This is a genomic window from Pseudomonas marincola, from assembly GCF_900116605.1.
Taxonomy (GTDB): domain Bacteria; phylum Pseudomonadota; class Gammaproteobacteria; order Pseudomonadales; family Pseudomonadaceae; genus Aquipseudomonas; species Aquipseudomonas marincola.
Genome location: NZ_FPBC01000013.1, coordinates 57595 through 82234 on the forward strand (window position 1 = coordinate 57595; position 24640 = coordinate 82234).

Genomic DNA, 24640 nt, shown 5'->3' on the forward strand with positions numbered 1-24640 from the left:
CAGTGATGGAGAAGGAAGAGGAGAGTGGTGGCCGGATCAGGTCGGCAGGTTGAAGCGATGACCGCAGAGCAGGCAGAGGTTGTGAGCCAGGACGTGACGGTCGAGTGACTCGCCGAGCTGAGCGCCGAGCGCACAACCACCCACGCCTCCGGCCAGGCCGCCGAGAATGGCGCCAGATACAGAACCGAGTGTGATGCCGACAGGGCCGGCGATTAGGCCGAGTGCTGCGCCAGCTTGGCCACCTGCCAGGGCAGCGCTGACGCCCCGCGCAACACCGCCCACGGTGCCGATGGCGGCGCCGACTTTCATGGCGTGATGGAAGGAAGCGACTTTTGGGGAGTGACAGCGAGGGCACTGCAATGACATGGGGAGATCCTCCTTGGTGGCTATGTCATGGCAGTTATGTAGGGCTGAGATTTTTTCGAATCGAATTGTTCTTTCGCTAGGCTGCAGAGGTGAGGCCGCTGTGGATGACGCTCACCCTCTGAATCGCTCGATCGCATCACAGATGGGGCGGCGATCCTGATGACATTACGGGATCGTTCCCAATGCTGTGGACGTTTTCCATCGAAGAAATAAGTACTGAAAGGCTGGGCCAAGGGTGAGCAGATGACAGCCTTGTCGGTGCATCAGCCATAGTGTTTACTGCGCCATCACTGATGCCATCATGGTTGTCAGATTCGCGTTGACCAACATTAAAGGGCTCAGGGAATCATGGCCGAGACGATAAATATCGCGAAGATGGCGGAGAAGCTGTCGAAAGGGATCTTCACTGAGTTCCTGTGGGGGCGCATGGAGCACACCAACATCAATTGGCCGTGCGAGAATCAGGAAACACACGAGGTCAAAACTCACCCCTCTGATGTTGTCTTTTGGTACGACGAGCCATACTCGCAGTCACGCACCTATGTGAATTGTGATCTCAAGAGCTACGCGAAGGGCACCATCAAAACTCAGACCATTCGAGATGCAATCGAGAGCTTGGCCAAGAGTTTGCGATGTGCGGAAATCAGCCAAGACTTTAGCGATACCTACATCCATCCGAATGTTTCGGCAAATATCCAAGGGCTGCTTTTCGTCTACAACCACGACAACGAGTACGACAAAGAGTTCGCCAAGATCCTTGAAAAGCTGAAGTGCGACGACCTGGACATTCCGAAAGGCTCCAAGATCGTTGTGCTCGGCCCTGAGGATATTTACTGGCTGAACAACGTTCATCACGAGATTATCCACCTTCGCGGTGGGGCAGGCCTGCTGCCGGAGCGGGATCACTGCAAGTTTTACTATCCCCATCTCGTTCGGAAAAAGAACGTTCAGCTCGAGAATGCGAAAGCAGCGACCCTGGATATGCTGACTGCCCCCTGGATCATCATGTCTTACGTGAATCCGAAGAAAGGGAGCAGGAAAGGCTTCGTGGTCTTTATGCGCAAGAGGGGTATTACCACGGATGAATTTCTTTACCTCATTGAGTACCTGATGCACTACCAGGTGATCGAGGCGGAAACAGCGGTCACGATTCGACTAGTTGACCCTCACCTCAATGCTTCGGCCAATTTCGCCAAGGCCAAAGACCAGTACATCTCTGACTATCAGGGTGGAGATGACCTTCGACAGATTCTGGATGCTATTGATTTCGGCAAGCTTGAGCATGTACGCACAACCTTTTGTGAACTGGAGCTGTCCCGGCAATGAGCAAAAACGCGCTTCAGTACTGTGCGACGGATAAGGAAATCTACGATGCCTTGATGTCAGCCAAGCAGAAAATCAACGAGAAGGTTCTGCTCGAGCTTGCGAAGGACAGAGGGATTTTCTATTCGCCGAAGGATTGCCGGGATGACCTCGTAAGCGCCATCTCGCTCCTCCCTCACGACTATCATGATCTGAACACGCTACTGGAACAGCGTGAGCATACCGGTCGACAGGAGAAGCTCACTTCGGTGACGTTGCCTACAGCACTGACCGTGGAAGGGATCAGGGAGGTACTCCGGGAATACATTGAGGAGTCACCTGAGGACGAAAGGGTTACCCAGCAGATCAAGGACGGCAGCCAGTTGGTTGCGCACATCAAGTATTCGGATGTCGACTACGGCAAAACTCGGCTCGTCCAGCGTACGCCAAAAGAGGCTGCTATCGAGTTCCACGTCTCGGCAGACAAGACGGTCATTCGGATGCCTGCCAATGACCGTGTGAAGGCCATGTACTCCAAAATTAAGGACAAGCTGGATACCAAAGCCAAGGCCGAGATTCCCTCCATTCGTATCGAGCTCGGCGAGTTTCAGTCCCCTGCTCTGCGGACAGAGTTCTTTACGTCCTTGATCAGTAATCTCAAGGGCTTCACGCTCAAGAATGTCACCAGCGTAAAGGTTGAGCGCCTTCCCCAGGAGCTAGAAGAGGACGAGCTCGACCTGGACGATGACCAAGACGCAGAGGAGGCTAAACAGGAGGCCTTGGCCCTGGTCAAAAATGTCGCTCTGAAGGGCGAGACATTGCTTGCGTCCGAGGAGTACCAGAGCCTGACTCGGAAAGGCTTCTTCATCACATCAATCATCTGGCGCTCGGTACTGAACAAGGCACCACAGCCCATGGTGGAATTTGAGGCCGCCTTCGAGGATCCGGTGCAAGGAAAAGGCTTCAAGTACTTTGTCCGAGGTGCCTACCGGATCGTCGAGCTCCAGTACACCAAGACGATCCGGCCGGTCAGTGCCGAGGACAAGGAACTTTACCTGGGTGTCATCGAAGAAACGGCTGCGAAAGTCATAACAGAACTCAGGGCGCACGCTCAAACGGGCGCTGAAGCGCAAGGAGAGCCGGCATGAACAGGGTGAGATGGCTGGATGCTCAGTGGCCCTCATCGATTCGAGCGGTAGGCAAGAAGCTCATCGACATGCCATTTACCGAGGAGAGCATGGATGGCTTCGTTATCGAGCGAATCCGGGATGACTTCATCGAGGGGCGCTACATCGAGAAGTACAACTACCAAGAGGTGATCTCCACCCCTTTTGGTGGTGAGGAGGTGCTTAATCGGGTTGGATACCGGACGACGGAATTCACCCTATTCAATTCACCCCCACATATCGAGCTAAGAAACTATCAGCGCAGTCTCAAAGAGCTGATCAGCCGTCTGCTTGAGGCCTGCAATTTCAACCTGGTAGTGACTCCCCCTACAGTCAATTTGATTGAGTGGGTTTCGGCTCTACAGGGCAATCTGGATCAGGAGGTTACCGTCAACTCGCTCCAGGTCTCGGACGTCGAAATAGGCGAGGGAGTAACGGGTAAAATACTGCTCAAGGGAGTGAAAGATGTACGCGAAGCCACCGATCTCCTATTGTCAGGCCGAAAGCATGTACTAGAAAAAGTCCAAGTGAAATTTTCGGATCAGCACAAGACGGTCACCATCCAGCTATCTAGCAGCGGCACCGCGAAGCTACCAGCAGTGCTACCAAGCGATCTATTACGTCAGCTGCGCGTGTCCTTTCCTCGCCGTATTGGCTGACTTTCCCTGTCGTTTGCGCGCTCTTGCAAAGGGGCTACCTTGATCCGCGTATTGAAATAACTTTTCTGTACTGATTTTCCTTAATCGCTGACATCGAAAGGTTACCGGTAGCTACGCCCTGAATGTGCTCACTCCATCAGGTCATCATCGGGCGTCTGCGTTCGATGTAGTCCCTTGATGCGAACCTCCTCATTGCAGGCTTGTGCAGAAATCTGCCCAGTCTGCCATCAGAGCTCTGCGCTTCTCCAGAAGATCGGAGCGTGAATAGGCTGCCTCGGTCTGGTCGCGTTCGTCATGCGCAAGCGCAAGTTCGCAAACCTCTCGCGGGTAGTTGGTGCATTCGTTTGCCCAGTCCCGGAAGGTCGATCGAAAGCCGTGCCTCGTGATGTCTGCATGCCCTAGCTTGTGCAGTAGGTTGCGAACTGCGTTGCCATGCATGACGCCGTTCTTCCCTTGCCCAGGGAAAAGATAGATTGAATGAGTCTTATTCATGGTCTTTAGCATCTCGACTACCTGGGGCGACAGTGGGATGACGAAAGGTTTTCGCATTTTCATGCGCTCAGCCGGAAGTGCCCAGGTGCCAGCTTCGAGGTCAAACTCGGACCATTGAGCATGTTGGATCATGTGGTAACGAGCACCGGTCAGAATCAGCAGCCTGGTTGCGATGGCGTCACGTGTATCGATGTTGGCTAGAGCGGCTATCAGCTTCGGAGTGTCTTTCCATTGCAGTGCTGGGAAGTGCTGGCGCTGCCTGGCCTTCTTCTTCTCTGCCTTGCTCAGCAAGTTGTCCAGGTGTCCGCGCCAGCGGGCAGGGTTGTCCCCCTCGCGTAAGCGCCGAGCCTTGGCTGCATCCAGTATTTGCTCGATCTGGCCCCGGACTTCATCAGCGGTACGGGTCTTGGTTGCCCAGATGGGTTGCAATGCAGCAAGCACATGCTCGGTACTGATGATGTCAGCAGACAGGTTGCCCATGGTTGGAAAAGCGTAGAGCTCCAGTTTGCGTAGCCAGCCTTTCCGCCATTTCTCAGACCAGCTGCCGCCGTGTGCCTGCTGGTATTCGCGAGCGAGATCCTCGAACGTCATGCGACGTGCTGCGGCTTGGCGTTCGGCCTCGCGCTTGGCTTCTTTTGCCGCGTCGCGGGCTGCGAGTGGGTCGCTTCCGGAGGCTAGGAGCTTGCGTTGGTCGGCGGCCAACTGTCGGGCTTGGCCGAGTGTGACGGCAGGGAAGGGGCCTAGCCCCATTTCGCGGCTTCGGCCGTCCAGCTTGTAGCGAAAGATCCAGCTTGTGCCGCCGCTCTTGGATACCTGGAAGTACAGGCCGTCGCCATCGTTGGTTTTTCCTGGCGTGGCAGCTTTGGCGATCGACTCCACTGTCTTGCTGGTTAGCTTACCCATTGCTCCTCCTCAAACCCACACCCCTCAACCCACACTCTGACCCACACCTTGGTCGCGGATTTTATAGGTGGCTACTGGATGTCTTGGGATGGATGCTAAGCTGTAAGCCGCTTATTTACTAGGGCTGTAGGATCTTGTTGGATTTCTTCGGGCAATAAAAAAGCCGGCTTGTGGCCGGCTTTTAGGGGGCGGTATCGAATCATTTTTGATGAATCGCTACCGCCGTATGCTGTGGCGCAAACCCTTGGGTTTGGCAGGGCGGTGACTTTAGCAAACTGGGCCTGTTCTGAACACCCTTGATCGGGGGTTGCTGATCAAACGGCTGGGGTGAGCGCACTTTGTTTTGAGGTCCGCCGAATTGCAGGCACAAAAAAACCGGCTCTGGAGCCGGTTTTTTCAGTTGTTGCTTAGTGCTTGTAAGCGGCAACAGCTTTGGTGATTTCAGCGCGGGCTGCTTCTGCGTCGCCCCAGCCTTCAACCTTGACCCACTTGCCTTTTTCGAGGTCTTTGTAGTTCTCGAAGAAGTGCTTGATTTGCTCCAGCAGCAGGGCTGGCAGGTCGGTGTATTCCTTGACGTCGACGTACAGCTGGCTCAGCTTGTCGTGCGGTACGGCGATCAGTTTGGCGTCGCCACCGGCTTCGTCGGTCATGTGCAGTACGCCAACCGGGCGCGCACGGATTACAGCGCCTGGCGCTACTGGGTACGGTGTCACGACCAGCACGTCCAACGGGTCACCGTCGTCGGCCAGGGTGTTCGGGATGTAGCCGTAGTTGGCTGGGTAGAACATTGGGGTGGCCATGAAACGGTCAACGAACAGGCAGTCGCTGTCGTGGTCGATTTCGTATTTGATCGGCGCGTGGTTGGCCGGGATCTCAATGGCGACGTAGATGTCGTTTGGCAGGTCTTTACCAGCCGGAATCTTGCTATAGCTCATGTTGCGACTCCCAGGAATCGGCGAAAAAAAGTGGCGCGATTATAGGCATATTCGCGGCGCGTTGCTATGGCGTCCGGATTAGCCGTTGGTCGTGTGACCGCTGCGGTTTACCTGCGTATGGTAATGCGGATCGGCTGCATGCAGCGATTTCAAGCGTGCCAGCGGGTCTTGGCGATAAAACAGGCTGAACTGCTCATAGACCTTTGGATAGGCCGAGTGAAGCAGATCCGGGCCGCTAAAGAAGTATTCGCTGCACACGGCAAAAAACTCGGCAGGGTTTTCTGCCGCGTAAGCATCGATGGGCGGCGGTGAGTGCGGATGGTTATCCAAAAGCTGATTGAGGTGATTGAACGCGGTTTGCATAACCTCTGCCCACGTTTCGATATGCATGTTGTCATGCAATGGCGGATGGCCGTTGGCAGAGCCATTGAGCATGTCGAGCTTATGCGCCAGCTCATGGATGATCAGGTTGTAAGCCAGCCAGCCGCCACTGCTGCGCACGCCCGGGTACGACAGGATAATCGGGCCTTGCAGCCACGCCTCGCCACTGTGTGTGCCTTGCCACTCATGAACCACTCCGCTGGCGTCGCGGTTGCGCTGGGGGCTGAGGAAGTCATCCGGGTAGAGCAGAATTTCATGGAAGCCCTGATACCAGTTCAAATCTTCGCTGAGCGCCAGCAAAGGCAATTCTGCCTGCGCGGCAAGCGTTAGCCGGTCAACTTTGCTTAGCTCAACTCCGGGCAGGTAATTGAGGTGTTTCTGATCCAGAAACACCACCGCGCGGTCGCGCAGGCACTGCAGTTGCTCGGCATCCAGACCGTCCAGAATCGGCAGGCGCTTGAGTACCTCGGCCCATGTCTGCGGCTCAACCGGGTTGTTCTTGAGGATGTGTCGGCGGCGCAAGTCACTGAACAACCACATGGCAATTAATCCGGGTTGGGGAGTTTCACCATATAGCGCGGTGCCATTTGCGGCAAGGCGGCACAAAGGCTGCAATGTCGCAGGCAGGCAATATTCAGGGAGGTGCACCGATGTCGATAGAACGCATGGATCACCCTGCAGTTACGCTCCTGCATGGCCACGGTATCGACCTGCCTGCGCAGGCTGCGCGCGTGCGCATGGAGTGGATGGCCGGCAGGCAAGGGCGAGCACCTGTGCTGATTGTGGTGCTGTTATGGGCGCGCGAATGCACTGATGTGGTGCGTAACGTCGAGCATTATCTCGACGCTCTGTTTGCTGACTATCGCTGCACACCTGAAACATGGAGCGAGGCCCAGGCTGCGCGGCAGGTGCTGGCTGCTCTGAATTTGCAGTTGTTTCATCTGCGCCAAGCTGGGCGCATGACCGCGCAATTCAATGTCGGCATGCTTTTGCTGCAAGCCGGTCACGCACAGTTTCTGCAAGCGGGTGCAGTCGGGCTGCTGCGTTACCGTGACAGCCAATTGCACAGCTTACCCGGGCATGATGGATTGCAGTTGGGCATGCAGGCCGAGTTGGCGCTGGTGCAGCACAGTTTGCCGCTCAACTGCGGCGAGATGATATTGCTGGCGCCCCAGCCGCTGTTCGGTGTCGCCGATCTGGAAACGCTGTGCAATCGCTTCAAGGCCATGCAAGACGCCGAGCAACAAACGCCTGAAAGCGAGTTGCAGGATTTACTGCAGCCTTTGCTCAATGCGCCAGGCGCTGCTGCGTTGATGCTGCCGCAGGCTGGGCAAAGCCGTGCTGAAGACGTCGCGGTCGCTCACTGGCCAGCTGTAGCAGGCGCTACGAGACAGATGCTGGATGGATGGACGCTTCTGGATGAATGCGCTTTTGGCCCCGCTGGCCGGGTATTCAATGCCGAGGATTGTAATGGCCGCCGGGCGATTGTGTGGTTGGCTGAGGGGCCAGCGGATGAGGCGTTTTGGCAGCGTGAATGGGTATTACGCCGCTGCTTGGCGCCGAGTCTGCCCCGCGTTTTATCGGCGCGTGAGCCGCGCCTGCATGCGTTTAATGTTTATGAGGCGCCGGCCAAAGGCGCTGTCAGCCTGTTTGACTGGGTCAACTCGCGCAGGCCGCTGACGCACAGTCAGGTCATGAGCATTTTCGGGCAACTGCTGGATGCGGTGCGCGCGCTGCAACGTCGCGGTATGCAGGGGCTTTGGCTGGCACCGCGCAATATCCTGATTGATGCGCACATGCATGTGGTGTTGCTGCCTGAGTGGGCGGCGATTTTACCGGGTGTGGCGCGTCAGGCCTTGCCAGTTGAGGCAATGCCGCTGGCACCGGAAGTGCGCGCGGGTCGCACGCTAGATGGCCGTGCCGATCAGTTCGCGCTGGCTTCACTGGTTTACTGGATGGTTGCCGGGCAGTGGCCGGAGATTGCCCGGCCGGACGGTGCGGGCGCGAGTAGTTACGTGCCGCTTAGCCAATTCGCCGCGCATTTGCCGCAAGGCTGGGATGGCGTCTTGGCGCGGGCGCTGGCGCCGCTTCCGGCTGCGCGATTCGATGCGCTGTCGGAGTTTCAGCAAGGTTTGCTGCAGCCACTCAAGCACGAGCCAATAGTTGATACCGCGCGCTACAAAGCCCTGCCAGTCTGGCGCTACGCCTTGTTGGGGGTATTGTTTGTGCAGTTGGCGGTGGGTTTGTGGGTGAGTGTCAGCGGCCATTAAAAACGGCTGCGCTGCATCAGTGCCCGGACTGGCCGAGTCAGCCGCCGGGCAGTGCTGTTCAATCCTTGCTGATGGGCAGCGTGTAGTTCTTGAACTGCTCATCGACAGTGAAACCAATCGACTCGTAAACCTTGTGCGCCACCTCGTTATCAAGGCTGGTGGATACGCGCATGCGCACTGCGTTGGTTTCTTTAGCCATGTTCTTGGCGGTTTGCAGCAAACGATCCGCAACCAACTGGCGGCGGGCGTCTTCGGCCACGTAGATATCGTTGAGAATCCACACACGCTTTAGCGCTAGCGAAGAATAGCTGGGGTAAAGCTGGCAAAAGCCCAGCAGTTTGTCTTCTTCATCGGCAAGGGCTAGATAGATAACGGACTCTTTGCGGCGCAGACGTTTTTCGAGAAACGCCTTCGAGGAATCGGGGAAGGGCAGTTCGCCGTAGAACTCACGGTATTTAACGAACAGCGGGGTGAGCAGGTCCAGATGTTCCAGCGTGGCTTGGACTATGCGCATGATGATCCTCGGCTTTCTGTTGGACGATTGAGTTAGCACTTTTGCAGGACGTAACCCGGCAAATGAAGCAAATGCTATGCCCGTGCATAAAGCTGATGCTGCCTAATGCTTTTTGAAAGCGCAATCCAAGCAAGCGTTTGATTTTGTCTTCAGGTTGCAGCCGGGCCAGAGTGACCCGGCTGCAAGGAGAGCGCGGTTAGAAGAAACCGAGCGGATTGATGTCGTAGCTGATCAGCAGGTTTTTGGTTTGCTGGTAATGGTCGAGCATCATTTTGTGGGTTTCACGGCCAACGCCAGACTTCTTGTAGCCGCCAAACGCAGCATGCGCCGGATACAAGTGATAGCAGTTGGTCCAAACCCGGCCCGCCTTGATCGCACGGCCCATGCGGTAGGCGCGGTTGATGTCGCGCGTCCATACACCGGCGCCAAGGCCGAATTCGGTGTCGTTGGCGATTGCCAGCGCTTCGGCTTCATCCTTGAACGTGGTGATGCTGACCACAGGCCCGAAGATCTCCTCCTGGAAGACGCGCATATCATTGCGGCCTTTGAGCAAGGTCGGCTGAATGTAATAACCGGTTGCCAGATCACCTTCGAGTTTCTCGACGGCGCCGCCCGTGAGCAGTTGCGCGCCTTCCTTCTGCGCAATGTCGAGGTAACTGAGGATTTTATCGAACTGTTGCTCGGAAGCCTGCGCGCCGACCATGGTGTCGGTATCCAGAGGGTTGCCGCGCTTGATCTGCTTGATCTTCTTCATCACCTCAAGCATGAACGGCTCGTAGATAGACTCCTGCACCAGTGCGCGAGACGGGCAGGTGCACACTTCACCCTGATTGAAAAAGGCCAGTACCAAACCTTCGGCGGCCTTTTCGATGAAGGTCTGTTCGGCCTGCATGATGTCTTCGAAGAAGATATTGGGCGACTTGCCGCCCAACTCCACGGTGCTCGGAATGATGTTCTCGGCTGCGCATTTCATGATGTGCGAGCCTACCGGCGTCGAGCCGGTGAAGGCGATTTTGGCAATGCGCTTACTGGTGGCCAATGCCTCGCCAGCTTCCCGGCCAAAACCCTGAACAACGTTGAGTACGCCCGCTGGCAGCAAGTCGGCGACCAGTTCAGCGAACACGCAAATCGACAGCGGCGTCTGCTCGGCGGGCTTGAGAATCACGCAGTTACCGGCAGCCAGGGCCGGGGCCAGTTTCCAGGCGGCCATCAGCAGCGGGAAGTTCCACGGGATGATTTGCCCTACAACGCCCAAGGGTTCGTGGAAGTGATAGGCGGCGGTGTGTTCGTCAATTTCGGCGGCTGTGCCTTCTTGCGCGCGGATACAGCCGGCAAAGTAGCGGAAGTGGTCAGCGGCCAGTGGCACGTCGGCATTCAGCGTTTCGCGCACGGCTTTGCCATTGTCCCAGGTTTCCGCGATGGCGAGCTTTTCCAGATTGGCTTCGATACGATCGGCAATCTGCAGCAGAATCAGCGAGCGCGCCTGGGCGCTGGTTTTACCCCAGCCGTCAGCAGCGGCGTGGGCCGCATCCAGTGCGCGCTCAATGTCGTCTTTGTCTGAACGGGGGAACTCGGCAATCACCTCACCGGTGACAGGAGATGTGTTGGTGAAGTATTGGCCGTTTACAGGCTCAACAAACTCACCCCCAATAAAGTTGCCATAGCGGGTCTTGAATGAAACGACAGCGCCTGGCGTACCGGGTTTGGCGTAAATCATGATGCGGACCTCTCTGGTTGTTCCGTTATGTTCAGGTTTGCAGCGGTGCTGAGCTCCCCTGCAATTAAAAAGCCGATGCAGCCGGCGGTTGACTGGGCAGTAAAGGCCGCGCTGCATCGTTCAAGGTTAGACGCTTTGCGGCGTTTCCCCACGCTTGAGACGTGCATTAATTTCATCGAGCACTTGAGGCAACTCATTGAGGGTGTCGATCAGATAATGCGGGCGTGAGCCCTCAAACATCTGGACGATACGGGCACGCGCTTGGTTCAGTTTTTCTGCGCGGCGTCAGCTTGATTGCCCGCATCAAATAACCTTGCGCGATGCAGTCTTTTTGCAGCGCGCTGGCAACCTTTGCCAAGGTGCACGTTCTGAGCAGTTGAGACGCTTCGCACAGGCTGGCGCTGTGCTAACCTGCGGCGAGATTTTGTCGGGCTTATGCGGTCCGTTTTTTGAGGTTTGGGTTATTCATGCATATTCATATTCTGGGCATTTGCGGCACATTCATGGGTTCGTTGGCGGTTCTGGCCAAGGAGCTGGGGCATCATGTCACCGGCTCCGATGCCAACGTCTATCCACCGATGAGCACCCAGCTTGAGGCTCAGGGCATTCAGCTGACTCAGGGCTACGACCCGCAGCAGCTTGAGCCGGCGCCTGATCTGGTGGTGATTGGCAACGCCATGTCGCGCGGTAATCCTGCAGTTGAATATGTGCTCAACAAGGGCCTGCCCTACGTGAGCGGCCCGCAATGGCTTGCCGATCATGTGCTGCAAGGCCGCTGGGTGATGGCTGTGGCCGGTACCCACGGTAAAACCAGCAGTAGCAGTATGCTCGCCTGGGTGCTGGAGCATGCGGGCATGAGCCCAGGTTTCTTGATTGGCGGTGTGCCGCAGAATTTCGGTATTTCGGCGCGACTCGGCGATACGCCGTTCTTCGTCATTGAGGCGGATGAATACGACAGTGCGTTTTTTGATAAGCGTTCGAAGTTCGTGCATTACCACCCGCGCACCGCGATTCTGAACAACCTTGAGTTTGATCACGCGGACATCTTCCCTGATCTGGCGGCCATCGAGCGCCAGTTCCATCATCTGGTGCGCACTATTCCGAGTGAAGGCCTGGTTATTCATCCGGCCAGCGAAACCGCGTTGCAGCGCGTTATAGACATGGGCTGCTGGACGCCGGTGCAAACCACGGGAGCCGGCGGTGAGTGGCAAGCCAATCTGCTCAGTGAAGACGGCTCGCGCTTTGAGGTGATATTCGCCGGCAAGGTGCAAGGTCTTGTCGACTGGCAGCTCACCGGCCAGCACAACGTGGCCAATGCCTTGGCTGTGCTGGCAGCGGCGCGCCATGTTGGCGTGGTGCCGGAGTTGGGTATTGCGGCGCTGGGCCTGTTCAAGAATGCCAAGCGGCGCATGGAGAAGGTCGCTGAAGTGAACGGCGTGACCATCTACGATGATTTCGCCCATCACCCGACGGCCATCGCCACCACGCTGGATGGCCTGCGCAAGCAAATCGGCGGGCAAAAGTTGATTGCGATTATCGAGCCGCGCTCGAACTCGATGAAGCTCGGCGCTCACCGCGAAGGCTTGCCAACTTCGGTGGTTCAGGCCGATCAGGTGTATTGGTATGCGCCGGCGAATCTGGGCTGGGACTTGGCTGCGGCGGTTGCCAGCTCGACAGTGCCGACCGAGGTCTGTGATTCACTTGAGGCGATTATCGCCAGTGTCAAGGCGCAGGTTGCGCCTGGCACTCAAGTGGTGGTGATGAGTAACGGCGGGTTTGGCGGCTTGCACGGCAAACTGGCTAAAGCGTTGGAGGGCTAAATGCTCGGACCTGAACGAATTACCCTGGCCATGACTGGCGCCTCTGGCGCGCAATATGGTCTGCGTCTGCTCGATTGCCTGGTGCAGGAAGACCGTGAGGTACATTTTCTGATCTCCAAGGCCGCGCAGTTGGTTCTGGCGACTGAAACAGATGTGTGCCTGCCTGCCAAGCCGCAGGCCATTCAGCAGTTTTTGAGCGAATACACCGGGGCCGCGCCGGGGCAAATCCGGGTGTACGGCAAAGAGGACTGGATGGCGCCCGTCGCGTCCGGTTCTGGTTCGCCGAGTGCGATGGTGGTGGTGCCTTGTTCGACCGGCACCTTGTCGGCCATTGCAACGGGCGCCTGCAATAACCTGATTGAGCGCGCCGCAGACGTGACCCTGAAAGAGCGTCGGCAGTTGATTCTGGTGCCGCGCGAGGCGCCGTTCTCCAGCATTCATCTGGAGAATATGCTCAAGCTGTCGAATATGGGCGCAACCATTTTGCCTGCTGCGCCCGGCTTTTATCATCAGCCGCAAACCATTGATGATTTGATCGACTTTGTCGTCGCACGCATTCTCAATTGTCTCGGCGTACCGCAAGACATGCTGCCACGCTGGGGCGAGCATCATCAGGTATCCGATGAGGGCTAGAGCTGGCCGCTCAGGTATGGCTAAAGTTGTTTTGGCGCTGCTGGTGCTGCAATTGAGCGGGTGCGCCACGGTGCGCACGCTCGATGCTGCCAAACTCAACGCGCCCGTGGTCTATGCCGGTACTCGACTGGATTGGTATGCCATCAATGGCGGCTGCTGCCCGGTAGACCGCTACGGCGCAGAAGCGCCTGAGTATGCAGCGCTGGACCTGCCTGCCAGCGCGTTGCTCGATACCTTGTTGCTGCCGCTGTCCATCGCCACCGCGTTGGGTGTTGGCCTGAGTGTTACCGGCGGGCTGTAATGCTCACACGGCCATGCTCGGCTCGGTCAGGCTCAGCTCATTGAGAAACTGCTCGACCTTGGCCTCCGGCATTTCGCAGGGTTTGAGGGTGGCGTTTGAGCCGACCTGATAGTAATTGAAGCTGATGAAATCTTTGCCGCCGAGTTCTTCGGCATACACTTTGAAACTCAGCCCGTCGTTGTAAACAATCTTGCTGACGCTGTAAGTGCGCCCGCGAAAGCGTGCTCTGCTGAAACCGGTCGGCAAGCTAAGAATCTTTGCCAGTAGGTTGCGGTGCATGGTGTGGCCTCACTGCGAAAAACTTTGAGGCCTGTAGAGCAACATGGCGGCAAAAAATTACACGGCGGGTGTTTCAGCAAGTGACTGACAGACATCCACCCAGCGGGCATTTACCAGCTTGGCCATGCGTTCCGGGCAAATGCGCACTGCGCTGTTCACCGAGCCTGCAGCCGGCAGCACTTCGCTGAATGCACGCAGCGACTCGTCGCAATAAACCACCAATTCATCACTTGCCAAACCGAACGGGCAGACGCCGCCCACCGGATGGCTGGTCATCTCGACCACGGTATCGGCGTCGAGCATTTTGGCTTTGTTGCCAAAGGCGTGTTTCATTTTGCGATTATCGATGCGGGCGTCGCCGCGAGCGACCACCAGAATATTTTGCTCGCCGATTCGAAATGCCAGGGTCTTGGCAATTTGTCCGGGCTCAACGCCATGCGCCTCTGCTGCGAGGGCGACCGTCGCGGTGCTGGTGTCGAGTTCGATAATGGTGATGTCGGGGGCATTCTCGGCGAGAAAGCTGCGCACGGATTCGAGGCTCATTGCAAGGCTCCATCTGGTTCGCTGGCCATGCTCAAAGATTGGCGCGTTAGCGTCAACCCTGTGGTTTAGTCAGCCCAGCCGGAATACACGTAGGTCATGGCTTTGGGACCTTGGAGGTAGCGCATGTCGATCTGGCCGATGGTGAAGCCGCCATCGGCGATCAACTTGGGAATATCGCGGTTGAGGTGGCAGCCACCGGCGAGTGGTTTCCAGATGGGTGTGAGGCGATTCTGCCAGCGTACAACCTCGGGTTCCGGCGCCAGGCCATGCTCGCAAAACAGCAAACGACCGCCTGGCTTGAGCACCCGACGCATCTCTTTGAGCGCGGCGACCGAATCTGGAATTGTGCACAGGGTGAAGGTGCAGACGATGCTGTCGAAGCTGGCATCCGGCGCCTGGATCTGGCCCAGTTCGAGGGCAATCATTTCAACCGGAATTGTCAGCTTTGCAGCGCGTTCTTTTGCCAGCTTCTGCATGTCGGCAGACGGGTCGACACCGACCACCGCCGTGACGGTTTCGGGGTTGTAGAAACTCAGGTTTAGTCCGCTACCAATGCCAATTTCCAGCACCCGGCCATGCGCCTGCGGCACGATCAGAGAGCGCATCTTCATGACTTCACCCATGCCGCAGGCGAAGTCGATCAGGTGCGGCAGAATATAGCGGTCGTAGAGTTTCATTCGTCTACAGCGTCATCATCGTCGTCGTCATTGTTGCCACTGATGGCCGCAAAGCATTTGAGGTGGTGCTCGCCCTCGCCATTGCTGATGGTCCAACTGTCGGTTTGCCCATCGAACTTCGCCGCCGAAATCTGGCTCAACGAGAAGCTCCAGTGGCGACGATCACGGCCGTCGATGCATTCAAGTGTCAGCAGAGGTTGGTTTTGGCTGTCGCTGGAGGCCGAGCCCGCGCTGACTTGCGCCAGCAGCTCATTGTCCAGATTGAATTGCCATGCATACAGGCCGTCGATTTCCAGCATGTCTGCCGAGGCGAGTGCTTCAATCAGGCTGTTATGGGTAACGCTCATGAGATTCTCCGGCTCAGCGGCCAAGCTTGCGTAGTTGGTCGGACTCGATAATGCGCACACCGGCGTCTTCTTCCAGCGCCAGACGCCACATCGCACGTGCCAGCACGGTCGCTTCGATCCCGCGATACTTGCCGGGCACCCAGCGCATAACAGGCGCCGCCAGTTGCTCGCCAAGCCGTGCTTCATCACGCGAGCCGAGCAGCAGCGATGGCCGCGCAATTGTCAGCTGCGGCCAGTTTTGTGCTTTCAGCGACTCTTCAGTTTCACCCTTGACCTTGTTGTAGAACACCGAAGAGTCAGCATCGGCGCCCAACGCACTGATTACCAGCAAATGCCTTGCGCCCATCTCGCGTGCCCGTGCGGCGAAAGCAACAATCAGGTCGTGGTCGATAGCGCGGAACGCTTGTTGCGAGCCGGCTTGTTTGATGGTGCTGCCAAGGCAGCAGAAGGCGGTGCAAACTTTACCGTCCAGCTGTGGCAGTAAATCGAGCAATTCACCTACCGGGTTTTCCAGATGCGGGTGTTCAGCCAGTGGCCTGCGCGTTGGGGCAAGGACGCGCTCAACAGTGGGTTCGTTTAGTAATCGGTCCAGCAGGTGTTCACCAGTCAAGCCGGTGGCACCGGCAAGTAAAATATTCTGGGGCGTCAAATACATGGTCTCGAACTCTCCGTAGATACCATTGAGCTTATCAGGCTGGAGGAAAACTTCGTCGTTTTAAGTCGCAATGTTCAGTGCTTCACAGATTTTGCTGCTGCTTCAGTCGGGGAGTTAAGGGCTCGCTCTGCCTGGATAGCGCGCATTTTTTGCCACTGTCGGGTAACCGCTTTTGCCGGCGCAATCTGCGGTTCGGAGGGGTCGAAGTTATCCTCCTTTTCGCGCTGGCTCACTTCGCTTTTGGCCAGCTCGAACGCACGCTCCAGGTCATCAGTCTGGTTCAGCGCGTTAGCAAACAGGGCGCGGCCAAAGTAGGTGAAGTCGTTATCATCCGAGCAGCCGAATGACACGCGATCCTTGCGTGCGGCGGTCATGATCAGGGTCGATTGATCTTGCAAGGGGGTAATGAAACCACCGGAGTAGCAAGCTGAAATAACCACGACCTTGTTCCGCTGCTTGAGTGGTTTAAGTATTGTCGCCAACTCGTTCGCCGACAAATCACGCAACTCAATGCGCGGCTGTTCAAGGCTCAGGCGATGGCTGCGCGAGCCGTGGCTGGTCATGTAGATAAACAGCAGATCTTCGGGGCCGCTGCGTTTGGCCAGTGTTTCAACCGCCAGGCGCAGGTTCTCCCGAGTGGCCAGCGGGCGGTCGGCCAGGTGATCGCGATGATTAACCAGTTCGATCTGACCGCGCGCCGCGAAACGTTGCTTGAGCAAGTCGGTCACATAGTCGGCCTCGCGCATGAACACGCTCTGGCTGCCATCTCCCGCCAGCACCAAGGTATACAGTTCGATCGCCGGGGTCGAAGGTGGCACGTTTGCCAGTGCGTTATCGAGCAGTTTGCCCTGTTTCAGCAAGCCGGTTTCCAGTGGATCGGGCAGGGGCTTGCCGGCTGCATCGCGGACTCGCTGACCATTTTGCCAGTAGCCTTTCTGCTGGCTGCCGTCTTTTTCGGTCAATGTGCCATTGCCGGCATATTCGCCGTAGCGGAAGCTGCCCTTGTATTGGCGACCGTCGGCCAGATGCAATTCGCCCTGACCGTGAAATTGCCAGTCCTTGAACTCGCCCGAGTATTCAGCGCCATCTGTGCCTTTGTATCGGCCCAGGCCATTGAGGCTGTTGTCGGTGAATTGCCCGCTCCAGGTATCGCCCAGCGAATTGCTGAAACGGCCTTGTCCGGCGAACATGCCGTCTTCGAACTGGCCGCTGTAAAGGTCACCTTCGTTGGTTTTAAGGGTGCCCAAGCCCGTTAACTTGCCGGCCTTGAACGTGCCGGTCAGTTGCGTGCCGTCGACTTCGCTGCGCACGCCCTGACCTTCGGCCAAACCATTGCTGAAATTGCCAAGGTAGCTGCTGCCGTCAGCCTCTTCGAGTTTGCCCAGCCCGGAATACTGGCCATTGCGAAAACCGCCGGTGTAGATGCTGCCGTCGCGGCGCTCGATGTGGCCGTTGCCGGAGAATTCGCCTTTCCTGAAAGTACCGGTGTAATGCTCACCATCAGCGCTTTGCCATTCGCCCTGGCCGTCAAACAAACCGTCTTTGAAGTTTCCCTCGAACCAGTCGCCGTTGCGGTATTCAAGGCGCCCCGAACCTTGCAGCAAGCCATCGACAATTTTGCCGTGGTAGTGGCTGCCGTCAGGTAAGGTCGCGTCTGGCGGCAACCACGGCGTACCGTTGTCGCAGGCCGCGAGCAGCATCACGAGGCTTAGGGAGGTGCAGCTAACAAGGGCGCGCATGAATCAGGTCCGCGAATTGGCAGTTGCCTGAGTATGCCGCATTCGTCGCGGTGTGGCAGAGGGCGGCACTGAAAAAAGCTCAGCGTGCTTTTGCCGCATGTCATTTCAGCATTAGGCGCTGGTTGGCGCCTAATGCTTGAGCGAGTGGCTCAGACGAAGCAGAGCGACAGAGGCTCAGCGATATAGGCCGGTTTTTCCTGACCTTCGATTTCCAGCACCGCATTGGCCTTGACCAGCCATTGGCCAGGTTTTTTCTCGGTCACTTCGGTCATGGTCACGACCAAGCGCACGTTGGAGTTAACCGGAACAGGTTGAATGAAGCGCACGCTGTCCAGGCCGTAATTGACCACCATCTTCAGGCCCTGCGGCAGCACCAGAATGCTTTCCATCAGCACCGGGATCAGTGAGAGCGTCAGAAAGCCGTGAGCGATGGTGCCGCCAAACGGCGTTTGCTTGGCTTTTTCCGGGTCGACATGGATGAACTGGTGGTCGCCCGTGCAATCCGCAAATTTATTAATTCGCTCCTGATCGATATTCATCCATTCAGAACGCCCTAATTCTTTACCAACATAGTTGGCCAACTCAGCGACAGGTACTAACGGCATAGTCCCTCCATGGGAGACGAGTCTTTTATGGGTGCGGGGCTTAAATCCCTCAGCCCAAGATCATCACGCCAGACTGTGACGGTCAAGCAAGCAATGAGTTGTTGAATGATCAGGTATAGAGCTTGGCAGCATCGGCCTATAATGGTCAGCACTATGAGCTGCCGATTGCGCATTCAGTGCTGCAATATGCAGCCTGCGCGTCGGCACTGCAGTGATGCATGTCATCACTTATCTGGAGATGTTTGATGTTGCTACGTGGTTTGTCTTGGCTGGTGCTGTGCCAATTGCTCGGCACGGCGCTGAATGTTCTGGTGCTGCACATGTTGCCCGGGCCGATCATCGGCATGATGCTGTTGTTCGTGTACCTGCTGCTGCGCGGCGAAGTGGCCGAGCCGCTCAGCGTGGCCGCCAGCAGCTTGCTCAAGTACTTGCCACTGCTGCTGGTGCCGCCGGCAGTTGGGGTGATGGTTTATGCCGATGCCATTGCTGCGGATTTCTGGGCGGTGGTCGGTGCGCTGGTGTTATCGCTGGTGCTGTCGATGGTGTTTGCCGGCTGGTTCATGCAGCGGTTGATTGAGCGTCAGCAACGCCAGCGGGGTGACGCATGACTCTGGACTGGATCGGCGCCTGGGACGCTGTGACTCATCACCCGCTGTTTGGCGCGGGTATTACCTTGGGTGCCTATCAGATTGCCATGGCCGCTTATGAGAAAACCCGCTGGGTTTTTTTGCAGCCGGTATTGGTGTCGATGCTGTTGCTGATCGCTGTGCTGTTGCTCTGCGGCTTGAGTTACTACGACTACAAAGCCAGTGCCGAAGCGCTGACTATCTTCCTTGGCCCGGCGACTGTAGCGCTGGCCATTCCGCTGTACCTGAATCTGCGCCGGATACGCCAGCTGTTCTGGCCAACAGTTTTGACACTGCTGGTTGGCGGTACGGTTGCGACCGTTCTGGGTATCGGCCTGGCATGGTTGTTCGGCGCTGAAAAAATCATGCTAATGAGTATGGCGCCCAAATCAGTTACCTCACCGATTGCCATGTTGGTGGCGCATCAGATCGGCGGTACGGCGGCGTTGGCGGCAGTATTTGTGATGCTCACCGGGGTGGCAGGCGCGATTCTCGGGCCGACGCTGTTGAAGCTATGCCGAGTCAAGCATCAGGCCGCCATGGGCTTGGCGCTGGGGATAACCGCTCACGCTGTAGGAACTTCGCGCGCCATGCAGGAAAGCGAGGAATGCGGAGCCTTTGCCGCGTTGGCCATGAGCCTGATGGGCATGTTGACTGCGGTACTGCTGCCGCTGGCCGTGGTTTTCTGGAGTTGAGCCAGCGTGCCGCGAACCGATTTGCCGTGGAGTCCCTCGGGGCTTCTGTTTTTGCTTAAGGACAGCTAAATGAATTTGCCACTGTTTCCGTTGAACACCGTGCTGTTTCCCGGCTGTAAGCTGGATTTGCAGATTTTCGAGGCGCGCTATCTCGACATGATCGGGCGCTGCATGAAGCAATCGGCAGGCTTTGGCGTGGTGTGCATCGTCGAAGGCGAAGAAGTGGGCGACGCCGCGCCGCGTTTCTCGGCAATTGGCTGTGAAGCGCTGGTGCGGGACTTTCAACAGCAGCCCAACGGCTTGCTGGGTATTCGCGTGGAAGGCGGTCGGCGTTTTCGTGTGCAGCATGCCTCGGTATTGCCGGATCAGCTAACTGTGGCCGATGCCCAATGGCTCGAAGATGAGCCCGATTTGGCGCTTGGTGAGGAGCATGCGGATTTGGCCGCATTGCTCAGCGCCCTGGCTCAGCATCCGCTGGTTGACTCGCTCGGCATGGGCGACGAGGCCAGTGGGCAGTCGGACCTGGCCAATCAACTGGGCTATCTGCTGCCGTTGCTGCCCGAGCAGAAACTGCAATTGCTTGCGCTCGACTCGCCTTCTGAGCGCTTGCTGGTACTGCAGGAAATGATTGATCAGTTACAGGGCGACCTCAACGCTTGAGTCGCCCTTGCTCAGGTTGATCAGAGATAGCGATATGTCAGCAGGCTGTCGCTCAGATTGAATACGGCGTACGCGCCGAGAATCCCCAGACATACCACCAAAACAGGCCACCACACGCGCGGCGGCAGTGCTGGCACCGGGCCGATGAACCGGTAGATGCTCAGGCTCAATGCGCACCAGGTGGTTGCGAGCATTGCGCCAGCGAGAATATCGCTCGGCCAATGAACGCCCAGATAGATTCGCGACAGCGCGATAGACAATGCAGCCAAACCGGCCACCAGCATCCAGCTGAGCCTTGAGCGCGCCGGTTGGCCGCGTCCGGCCAAAACTCCAAGCGTCAGGAAAAAGGCAAACGCCGCCGAGCTGTGGCCGCTGGGGAAACTGAAGGTTTGCAGCGGCTCCAGCAATATTTCCGGGCGGGTACGGGCAAACCATTCTTTGAGCGCGCCATTGGAGGCGGCGGTACCCAGCAGGGTGGTGCCGGCAAACAGCGCGGCGCGCCATTGCTTGGTGACCAACAGCAGGACGACCAGCGCGCAACCGGCAACCAGTTGCGGAACGAAGTTGCCCAGCAGGGTCACGAACACGGCAATGGAATCGAAGCCGGTTGTACGCACTTCTTGCGTCAGGGTCATGAGGCCGTTATCGAAGGCCGATAAGTGTGGCCAGCCGATCATCAGGGCAATCAACAGCAACAGGCTGAGCGCGGCGTTAATCATGCTGCTGCGCGATGAAGCGCGCACGGCGAGTTGGATGCTGGCGCCCAAAAACAAGGCCAGGCTGGCGCCGACAATTGCCGCCTGGGTCCAGAACCCTTCTTGTAGCGGCAAGCGCAAGGCCGCGCCGGTTGCCCATCCCGGCATCAGATAGGCGATAGACCAGCCTGCGCCCGCTACCAGACTGACTCCGAAAAAACGCAGCGCCGGCATGTTGAACATACCGGCAACCATTGGCAGCATCGGCCGAAGCGGGCCAATGAATCGGCCCACAAGCAAGCTGGCGATACCGTAACGGCGGAAGTAGTTCTCGGCGGCGCTCAACCACTGCGGATGAGTGCGCAAACCGGGCAGGCGGCGGATGTCCTGATGGAAGTAGCGGCCCAACGTATAAGACAGCACATCTCCGAGCAAACCGCCGGCAAAGCCGAGCAGTAGGGTTTCACCAAGGCTGAGCGCACCGCTACCGGCCATGACCGCAACGGCAAACAGCAAAATGGTACCTGGCACAATAATGCCGGCGATGGCCAGGCACTCGGTACAGGCGACGATGAAAACCGCCGCGCCAAGCCAGTGGGGGTTGGCTGCCAGCCAAGTGGTGATGCTATCAAGCCATTGACTCATTGATGAAGCTCCGTTGATGGCAGGCAGATATAGTCACGGCCTTCCATTTGGCCGCGGCGCAAAGGGTTGCGCGTACAGTATCGAGCATAACCGTGGTCGACAAAACGGTAGGGTAGTTGCTCGTCGCGACCGTGTGGAATGCCCAAACGGGTGGTTTGCACAATTAGTTGCGGGCGCTGGCCGACATCTTCGACCCACAAACGCTGTGGATCAAAGCGCCTGGCGTCCCAGTCGGGCACCTTGAGACCGAGCGTTTTGCACAGCAGGGTTTGCCCGGCGCAGAGTTTCTCTAGGGGGCGCGCACCGCCGCGCGCATCCGGATTATTGCTGTGCATGCGGGCCAGCTGCGCGTCGGCATCGGGGCCATCCAGCCACGGGAAAGCGGATTTAATCAGCACAGCATTGCCCGGCCCCTGAGCGCTGAAATTCAGCGAGTCGCCTCCGCGGGCGTAATACATATAGATGTGGCCGCCGTCGAGAAACAGCGCCCGGCGTTTTTCGGTGTAGCCCAGCGATGCGTGGCTGCCTTTTTCTGCGCAGTAATAGGCCTCGGTTTCAATGATGCGGGCGCTCAGCCAGAGGTCGCCGTGAAGATGGCGGATGACTTTGCCGAGTAAATCTTGGGCGAGGGTGCAGGCATCGCGGTCGAAAAAGCTATCGGGTAAAGCCCTTGTTTCGGCATCTGCAAAGGACTGAGCTGGGGTTGGCTGCATACGTTTGGGTTTCGGCTGGCGGTGAATGGGCCTGTGTAACAGGCATGATCATAACAATTGCGCGTTGGTTCATCTGAGTCGGGGGCGTATCGGGAGTTCGACTATAAAGTGTGGCGAGATCTGACAGCACGCCGGCATTTCTTACTCTACCCTTGGCAATGTCGTTAATACGTGTGCGCAATTGGCGGGCGACAAGGCTGGATAAAACTTCATGAAGGCCCCAATTCCGCTGATTTAGTCGCTTGAACAGAGCTTTCGGCGACTATTTCGACAAAATAATGCTCCAGTGGTTGACCATCCGCCCAGCACTGCTGTGCGTGGGGCTTCGGCCCCGCTATAATCAGCCGCTTTATTTCCCGCCAGGCCTATCGAGACCATGACTGAGTCCGTGCTTGACTACATGACCCGCCTTGGCCGTGAAGCCCGCAGTGCTTCGCGCGTCGTGGCGTGCGCCTCGACCGCGCAGAAAAACCGTGCGCTGCTGGCTGCTGCCGCCGCACTGGATGCTGCCCGGCAAACACTCACCGAAGCCAATGAGCAAGATTTGGCCAAAGGCCGTGCGAACGGGCTTGAACCTGCACTGCTGGACCGTCTGGCCCTGACGCCAGCGCGTATCGACGGCATGATTGAAGGCTTGCGCCAGGTTGCGGGTTTGCCCGATCCGGTCGGTGCGATTCGCGACATGAGCTACCGTCCGTCCGGGATTCAAGTCGGCAAGATGCGCGTGCCACTGGGCGTTATCGGGATTATTTACGAGTCACGCCCGAATGTGACCATCGATGCGGCCAGCCTGTGCCTCAAGTCCGGTAACGCGACTATCCTGCGCGGCGGCTCAGAAGCCATTCACTCCAATCGCGCGATTGCCACTTGCATTCAGGCCGGTTTGGCCGAAGCCGGATTACCGGCCGCAGCTGTTCAGGTGGTTGAGACCACTGATCGTGCAGCGGTGGGCGCCTTGATCAGCATGCCCGAGTTTGTTGATGTGATCGTGCCGCGTGGCGGCAAGGGCCTGATTGAGCGCATCAGTCGTGATGCGCGGGTGCCTGTCATCAAGCATCTCGACGGCATTTGCCATGTTTACGTGGCTGCCGGTGCTGATTTGGCCAAGGCGCAACAGATTGCCTTCAATGCCAAGACTTACCGTTATGGCATTTGCGGGGCGATGGAAACGCTGCTGGTCGATAAAACCGTTGCTGCCGAGTTTCTGCCGGCCATGGCCGAGCAGTTCCGCGCCAAGGGCGTCGAATTGCGCGGTTGCCCGCGTACGCTTGAGGTGATTGAGGCGGTTGCGGCTACCGAGCAGGACTGGAATAGCGAATACCTCGATGCGATCCTGTCGATTCGTGTGGTTGATGGCCTGGAGCAGGCGATTGAACACATTAATCATTACGGCTCGCACCACACTGATTCAATCGTTACTGAGCATCAGGGTCAGGCCCGGCAGTTTCTTGCCGAAGTTGATTCCAGCTCGGTAATGCTGAATACCCCGACCTGCTTTGCCGACGGCTTTGAGTATGGTTTGGGCGCGGAAATCGGCATATCTACCGATAAACTGCATGCTCGCGGTCCGGTCGGGCTTGAAGGCCTGACCTGCGAAAAATACGTAGTGATCGGTGACGGTCAGTTGCGCGGGCAGAATGCCTAAACGTATCGGCCTGTTTGGCGGCACCTTCGATCCGGTGCACATTGGCCACTTGCGCAGTGCGCTGGAAGTTGCCGAATTTATGGGGCTGGATGAGCTGCGGATGATCCCCAGCGCTCGTCCACCGCATCGCGATACACCGCAGGTTAGCCCCCAGGATCGTTTGGCGATGGTGGCCGAAGCGGTTGCAGGGCTGGCGCCGCTTATGGTCGATGACCGTGAGCTAAAGCGTGAGCAGTATTCCTACAGCATCGACACGCTGGAGTCGTTTCGCGCGGAGTTGGCGCCAGACGATCAGCTGTTTTTGTTACTGGGCTGGGATGCTTTTTGTGGGTTGCCAGGCTGGCACCGTTGGCAAGAGTTGTTGCAGCACTGCCATATTCTGGTGCTGCAGCGCCCGGATGCCGATATTGATCCACCCGAGGCGCTGCGCGATCTGTTGGCTGCACGCAGTACCAGTGACCCGCAGTCATTAAGCGGGCCCGGCGGGCAGATTTCGTTTATCTGGCAGACGCCTCTGGCAGTGTCTGCCACGCTGATTCGCTCGCTGCTTGGCAGCGGCAAATCAGTCCGTTTTTTAGTACCCGACGCGGTACTCAGCTACATCAATACGCACGGACTTTACCGTGCGTCGAACTGAACATGAGGCAAAAGAGTTAC

Annotated in this window: 27 protein-coding genes and 1 pseudogene; 12 read left to right on the forward strand and 16 right to left on the reverse strand. The window is 57.5% G+C overall.

What is annotated here, in order from left to right:
• Positions 1-36 precede the first annotated feature (36 nt).
• Positions 37-366: a hypothetical protein gene (locus tag BM395_RS18330; RefSeq protein WP_090514628.1), complete on the reverse strand. Its 330-nt coding sequence runs from the start codon at positions 364-366 to the stop codon at positions 37-39.
• Positions 367-714: 348 nt separating this feature from the next.
• Between BM395_RS18330 and BM395_RS18335 the strand changes: the two genes are divergently transcribed.
• Genes BM395_RS18335 through BM395_RS18345 form a run of 3 tightly spaced genes read left to right on the forward strand, consistent with a single transcriptional unit; the run spans position 715 to position 3493 of the window.
• Entirely contained in the window at positions 715-1692 is a 978-nt protein-coding gene (locus BM395_RS18335; protein ID WP_090514631.1) for a PD-(D/E)XK nuclease domain-containing protein, read from the forward strand.
• Positions 1689-2816, forward strand: a complete 1128-nt coding sequence (locus tag BM395_RS18340; protein WP_090514634.1) for a hypothetical protein — start codon at positions 1689-1691, stop codon at positions 2814-2816. Before BM395_RS18335 ends, BM395_RS18340 begins: the two co-directional genes overlap by 4 nt.
• Complete coding sequence (locus BM395_RS18345; RefSeq protein ID WP_090514637.1) at positions 2813-3493, forward strand: hypothetical protein; 681 nt, start codon at positions 2813-2815, stop codon at positions 3491-3493. Before BM395_RS18340 ends, BM395_RS18345 begins: the two co-directional genes overlap by 4 nt.
• Before the next feature lie 189 nt (positions 3494-3682).
• On the opposite strand, the gene BM395_RS18350 is transcribed toward BM395_RS18345, so the two are convergent.
• The 3 genes from BM395_RS18350 to BM395_RS18360 all read right to left on the reverse strand — a co-directional run bounded on the left by BM395_RS18350 (position 3683) and on the right by BM395_RS18360 (position 6744).
• Positions 3683-4888 (reverse strand): tyrosine-type recombinase/integrase, encoded by a 1206-nt coding sequence (locus BM395_RS18350; RefSeq protein ID WP_023443659.1) that lies wholly within the window; start codon positions 4886-4888, stop codon positions 3683-3685.
• Between the two features lie 407 nt (positions 4889-5295).
• Entirely contained in the window at positions 5296-5823 is a 528-nt protein-coding gene (gene ppa, locus BM395_RS18355) for an inorganic diphosphatase (RefSeq protein ID WP_069900723.1), read from the reverse strand.
• 78 nt (positions 5824-5901) lie between these two features.
• The gene (locus BM395_RS18360) at positions 5902-6744 is read right to left on the reverse strand and encodes a M90 family metallopeptidase (protein WP_090514642.1); all 843 of its coding nucleotides are present in this window, start codon (positions 6742-6744) and stop codon (positions 5902-5904) included.
• A gap of 110 nt (positions 6745-6854) precedes the next feature.
• Between BM395_RS18360 and BM395_RS18365 the strand changes: the two genes are divergently transcribed.
• Positions 6855-8474 carry a serine/threonine-protein kinase gene (locus BM395_RS18365; RefSeq protein ID WP_090514645.1) on the forward strand — a complete coding sequence of 540 codons (1620 nt, stop codon included), beginning with the start codon at positions 6855-6857 and terminating at the stop codon, positions 8472-8474.
• Positions 8475-8532: 58 nt separating this feature from the next.
• Here BM395_RS18365 and BM395_RS18370 read toward each other — a convergent pair whose 3' ends face one another.
• The 3 genes and pseudogenes from BM395_RS18370 to BM395_RS23640 all read right to left on the reverse strand — a co-directional run.
• Positions 8533-8988, reverse strand: a complete 456-nt coding sequence (locus BM395_RS18370; protein ID WP_069900726.1) for a GNAT family N-acetyltransferase — start codon at positions 8986-8988, stop codon at positions 8533-8535.
• Positions 8989-9184: 196 nt separating this feature from the next.
• A complete protein-coding gene (gene exaC / locus BM395_RS18375) occupies positions 9185-10705 on the reverse strand; it encodes an acetaldehyde dehydrogenase ExaC (protein ID WP_090514648.1) in 1521 nt (506 codons plus the stop codon).
• Positions 10706-10831: 126 nt separating this feature from the next.
• Positions 10832-10978, reverse strand: a pseudogene (locus tag BM395_RS23640) (phosphonoacetaldehyde hydrolase); the annotation flags it as partial.
• A gap of 194 nt (positions 10979-11172) precedes the next feature.
• Between BM395_RS23640 and mpl the strand changes: the two are divergent.
• The 3 genes from mpl to BM395_RS18390 are packed head-to-tail and all read left to right on the forward strand — an operon-like array spanning position 11173 to position 13459.
• Positions 11173-12525 carry a UDP-N-acetylmuramate:L-alanyl-gamma-D-glutamyl-meso-diaminopimelate ligase gene (gene mpl / locus BM395_RS18380; RefSeq protein ID WP_090514651.1) on the forward strand — a complete coding sequence of 451 codons (1353 nt, stop codon included), beginning with the start codon at positions 11173-11175 and terminating at the stop codon, positions 12523-12525.
• Positions 12526-13158: a flavin prenyltransferase UbiX gene (gene ubiX, locus BM395_RS18385; protein WP_069900729.1), complete on the forward strand. Its 633-nt coding sequence runs from the start codon at positions 12526-12528 to the stop codon at positions 13156-13158.
• Between the two features lie 16 nt (positions 13159-13174).
• Positions 13175-13459 (forward strand): YceK/YidQ family lipoprotein, encoded by a 285-nt coding sequence (locus BM395_RS18390; RefSeq protein ID WP_090514654.1) that lies wholly within the window; start codon positions 13175-13177, stop codon positions 13457-13459.
• 3 nt (positions 13460-13462) lie between these two features.
• Here BM395_RS18390 and BM395_RS18395 read toward each other — a convergent pair whose 3' ends face one another.
• From BM395_RS18395 to BM395_RS18425, 7 genes are all read right to left on the reverse strand, one after another.
• Positions 13463-13738 (reverse strand): peptide methionine sulfoxide reductase, encoded by a 276-nt coding sequence (locus BM395_RS18395; RefSeq protein ID WP_090514657.1) that lies wholly within the window; start codon positions 13736-13738, stop codon positions 13463-13465.
• Positions 13739-13795: 57 nt separating this feature from the next.
• Complete coding sequence (locus BM395_RS18400) at positions 13796-14281, reverse strand: YbaK/EbsC family protein (RefSeq protein ID WP_090514660.1); 486 nt, start codon at positions 14279-14281, stop codon at positions 13796-13798.
• Positions 14282-14346: 65 nt separating this feature from the next.
• Positions 14347-14958, reverse strand: coding sequence for a class I SAM-dependent methyltransferase (locus tag BM395_RS18405; protein WP_090514663.1), 612 nt, complete (start codon positions 14956-14958; stop codon positions 14347-14349).
• On the reverse strand, positions 14955-15305 hold the full coding sequence (locus BM395_RS18410; RefSeq protein WP_090514666.1) for a DUF5629 family protein: 351 nt from the start codon (positions 15303-15305) through the stop codon (positions 14955-14957). The genes BM395_RS18405 and BM395_RS18410 overlap by 4 nt, the downstream gene beginning before the upstream one ends.
• Before the next feature lie 13 nt (positions 15306-15318).
• Positions 15319-15960, reverse strand: coding sequence for an oxidoreductase (locus tag BM395_RS18415; protein WP_069900735.1), 642 nt, complete (start codon positions 15958-15960; stop codon positions 15319-15321).
• 74 nt (positions 15961-16034) lie between these two features.
• Entirely contained in the window at positions 16035-17699 is a 1665-nt protein-coding gene (locus BM395_RS18420) for a C13 family peptidase (protein ID WP_090514669.1), read from the reverse strand.
• Between the two features lie 149 nt (positions 17700-17848).
• Positions 17849-18304: a MaoC family dehydratase gene (locus BM395_RS18425; protein WP_090514673.1), complete on the reverse strand. Its 456-nt coding sequence runs from the start codon at positions 18302-18304 to the stop codon at positions 17849-17851.
• Between the two features lie 245 nt (positions 18305-18549).
• Here BM395_RS18425 and BM395_RS18430 point away from each other — a divergent pair, with 245 nt between their 5' ends.
• The 3 genes from BM395_RS18430 (at position 18550) to BM395_RS18440 (ending at position 20285) form a co-directional block, all read left to right on the forward strand.
• Positions 18550-18912 (forward strand): CidA/LrgA family protein, encoded by a 363-nt coding sequence (locus BM395_RS18430; RefSeq protein ID WP_090514676.1) that lies wholly within the window; start codon positions 18550-18552, stop codon positions 18910-18912.
• Positions 18909-19625: an LrgB family protein gene (locus BM395_RS18435; RefSeq protein WP_090514679.1), complete on the forward strand. Its 717-nt coding sequence runs from the start codon at positions 18909-18911 to the stop codon at positions 19623-19625. Before BM395_RS18430 ends, BM395_RS18435 begins: the two co-directional genes overlap by 4 nt.
• A gap of 69 nt (positions 19626-19694) precedes the next feature.
• Entirely contained in the window at positions 19695-20285 is a 591-nt protein-coding gene (locus tag BM395_RS18440) for an LON peptidase substrate-binding domain-containing protein (RefSeq protein WP_069900740.1), read from the forward strand.
• Between the two features lie 20 nt (positions 20286-20305).
• Here the strand turns inward: BM395_RS18440 and BM395_RS18445 are convergent, their stop codons facing one another.
• The gene (locus BM395_RS18445; protein WP_090514682.1) at positions 20306-21625 is read right to left on the reverse strand and encodes a bifunctional DedA family/phosphatase PAP2 family protein; all 1320 of its coding nucleotides are present in this window, start codon (positions 21623-21625) and stop codon (positions 20306-20308) included.
• Positions 21622-22338 carry a DNA-3-methyladenine glycosylase gene (locus tag BM395_RS18450; protein ID WP_090514685.1) on the reverse strand — a complete coding sequence of 239 codons (717 nt, stop codon included), beginning with the start codon at positions 22336-22338 and terminating at the stop codon, positions 21622-21624. The genes BM395_RS18445 and BM395_RS18450 overlap by 4 nt, the downstream gene beginning before the upstream one ends.
• 376 nt (positions 22339-22714) lie before the next feature.
• Between BM395_RS18450 and BM395_RS18455 the strand changes: the two genes are divergently transcribed.
• Positions 22715-23983: a glutamate-5-semialdehyde dehydrogenase gene (locus BM395_RS18455; protein WP_090514690.1), complete on the forward strand. Its 1269-nt coding sequence runs from the start codon at positions 22715-22717 to the stop codon at positions 23981-23983.
• Positions 23976-24620, forward strand: coding sequence for a nicotinate-nucleotide adenylyltransferase (nadD, locus tag BM395_RS18460; RefSeq protein ID WP_090514693.1), 645 nt, complete (start codon positions 23976-23978; stop codon positions 24618-24620). Before BM395_RS18455 ends, nadD begins: the two co-directional genes overlap by 8 nt.
• Positions 24621-24640: the final 20 nt, after the last annotated feature.

Bases quoted from the DNA above. Each gene is read 5' to 3' on its own strand.
- BM395_RS18330 (WP_090514628.1), bottom strand. From the start codon at position 366: ATGTCATTGCAGTGCCCTCGCTGTCACTCCCCAAAAGTCGCTTCCTTC.
- BM395_RS18335 (WP_090514631.1), top strand. From the start codon at position 715: ATGGCCGAGACGATAAATATCGCGAAGATGGCGGAGAAGCTGTCGAAA.
- BM395_RS18340 (WP_090514634.1), top strand. From the start codon at position 1,689: ATGAGCAAAAACGCGCTTCAGTACTGTGCGACGGATAAGGAAATCTAC.
- BM395_RS18345 (WP_090514637.1), top strand. From the start codon at position 2,813: ATGAACAGGGTGAGATGGCTGGATGCTCAGTGGCCCTCATCGATTCGA.
- BM395_RS18350 (WP_023443659.1), bottom strand. From the start codon at position 4,888: ATGGGTAAGCTAACCAGCAAGACAGTGGAGTCGATCGCCAAAGCTGCC.
- ppa (WP_069900723.1), bottom strand. From the start codon at position 5,823: ATGAGCTATAGCAAGATTCCGGCTGGTAAAGACCTGCCAAACGACATC.
- BM395_RS18360 (WP_090514642.1), bottom strand. From the start codon at position 6,744: ATGTGGTTGTTCAGTGACTTGCGCCGCCGACACATCCTCAAGAACAAC.
- BM395_RS18365 (WP_090514645.1), top strand. From the start codon at position 6,855: ATGTCGATAGAACGCATGGATCACCCTGCAGTTACGCTCCTGCATGGC.
- BM395_RS18370 (WP_069900726.1), bottom strand. From the start codon at position 8,988: ATGCGCATAGTCCAAGCCACGCTGGAACATCTGGACCTGCTCACCCCG.
- exaC (WP_090514648.1), bottom strand. From the start codon at position 10,705: ATGATTTACGCCAAACCCGGTACGCCAGGCGCTGTCGTTTCATTCAAG.
- mpl (WP_090514651.1), top strand. From the start codon at position 11,173: ATGCATATTCATATTCTGGGCATTTGCGGCACATTCATGGGTTCGTTG.
- ubiX (WP_069900729.1), top strand. From the start codon at position 12,526: ATGCTCGGACCTGAACGAATTACCCTGGCCATGACTGGCGCCTCTGGC.
- BM395_RS18390 (WP_090514654.1), top strand. From the start codon at position 13,175: ATGGCTAAAGTTGTTTTGGCGCTGCTGGTGCTGCAATTGAGCGGGTGC.
- BM395_RS18395 (WP_090514657.1), bottom strand. From the start codon at position 13,738: ATGCACCGCAACCTACTGGCAAAGATTCTTAGCTTGCCGACCGGTTTC.
- BM395_RS18400 (WP_090514660.1), bottom strand. From the start codon at position 14,281: ATGAGCCTCGAATCCGTGCGCAGCTTTCTCGCCGAGAATGCCCCCGAC.
- BM395_RS18405 (WP_090514663.1), bottom strand. From the start codon at position 14,958: ATGAAACTCTACGACCGCTATATTCTGCCGCACCTGATCGACTTCGCC.
- BM395_RS18410 (WP_090514666.1), bottom strand. From the start codon at position 15,305: ATGAGCGTTACCCATAACAGCCTGATTGAAGCACTCGCCTCGGCAGAC.
- BM395_RS18415 (WP_069900735.1), bottom strand. From the start codon at position 15,960: ATGTATTTGACGCCCCAGAATATTTTACTTGCCGGTGCCACCGGCTTG.
- BM395_RS18420 (WP_090514669.1), bottom strand. From the start codon at position 17,699: ATGCGCGCCCTTGTTAGCTGCACCTCCCTAAGCCTCGTGATGCTGCTC.
- BM395_RS18425 (WP_090514673.1), bottom strand. From the start codon at position 18,304: ATGCCGTTAGTACCTGTCGCTGAGTTGGCCAACTATGTTGGTAAAGAA.
- BM395_RS18430 (WP_090514676.1), top strand. From the start codon at position 18,550: ATGTTGCTACGTGGTTTGTCTTGGCTGGTGCTGTGCCAATTGCTCGGC.
- BM395_RS18435 (WP_090514679.1), top strand. From the start codon at position 18,909: ATGACTCTGGACTGGATCGGCGCCTGGGACGCTGTGACTCATCACCCG.
- BM395_RS18440 (WP_069900740.1), top strand. From the start codon at position 19,695: ATGAATTTGCCACTGTTTCCGTTGAACACCGTGCTGTTTCCCGGCTGT.
- BM395_RS18445 (WP_090514682.1), bottom strand. From the start codon at position 21,625: ATGAGTCAATGGCTTGATAGCATCACCACTTGGCTGGCAGCCAACCCC.
- BM395_RS18450 (WP_090514685.1), bottom strand. From the start codon at position 22,338: ATGCAGCCAACCCCAGCTCAGTCCTTTGCAGATGCCGAAACAAGGGCT.
- BM395_RS18455 (WP_090514690.1), top strand. From the start codon at position 22,715: ATGACTGAGTCCGTGCTTGACTACATGACCCGCCTTGGCCGTGAAGCC.
- nadD (WP_090514693.1), top strand. From the start codon at position 23,976: ATGCCTAAACGTATCGGCCTGTTTGGCGGCACCTTCGATCCGGTGCAC.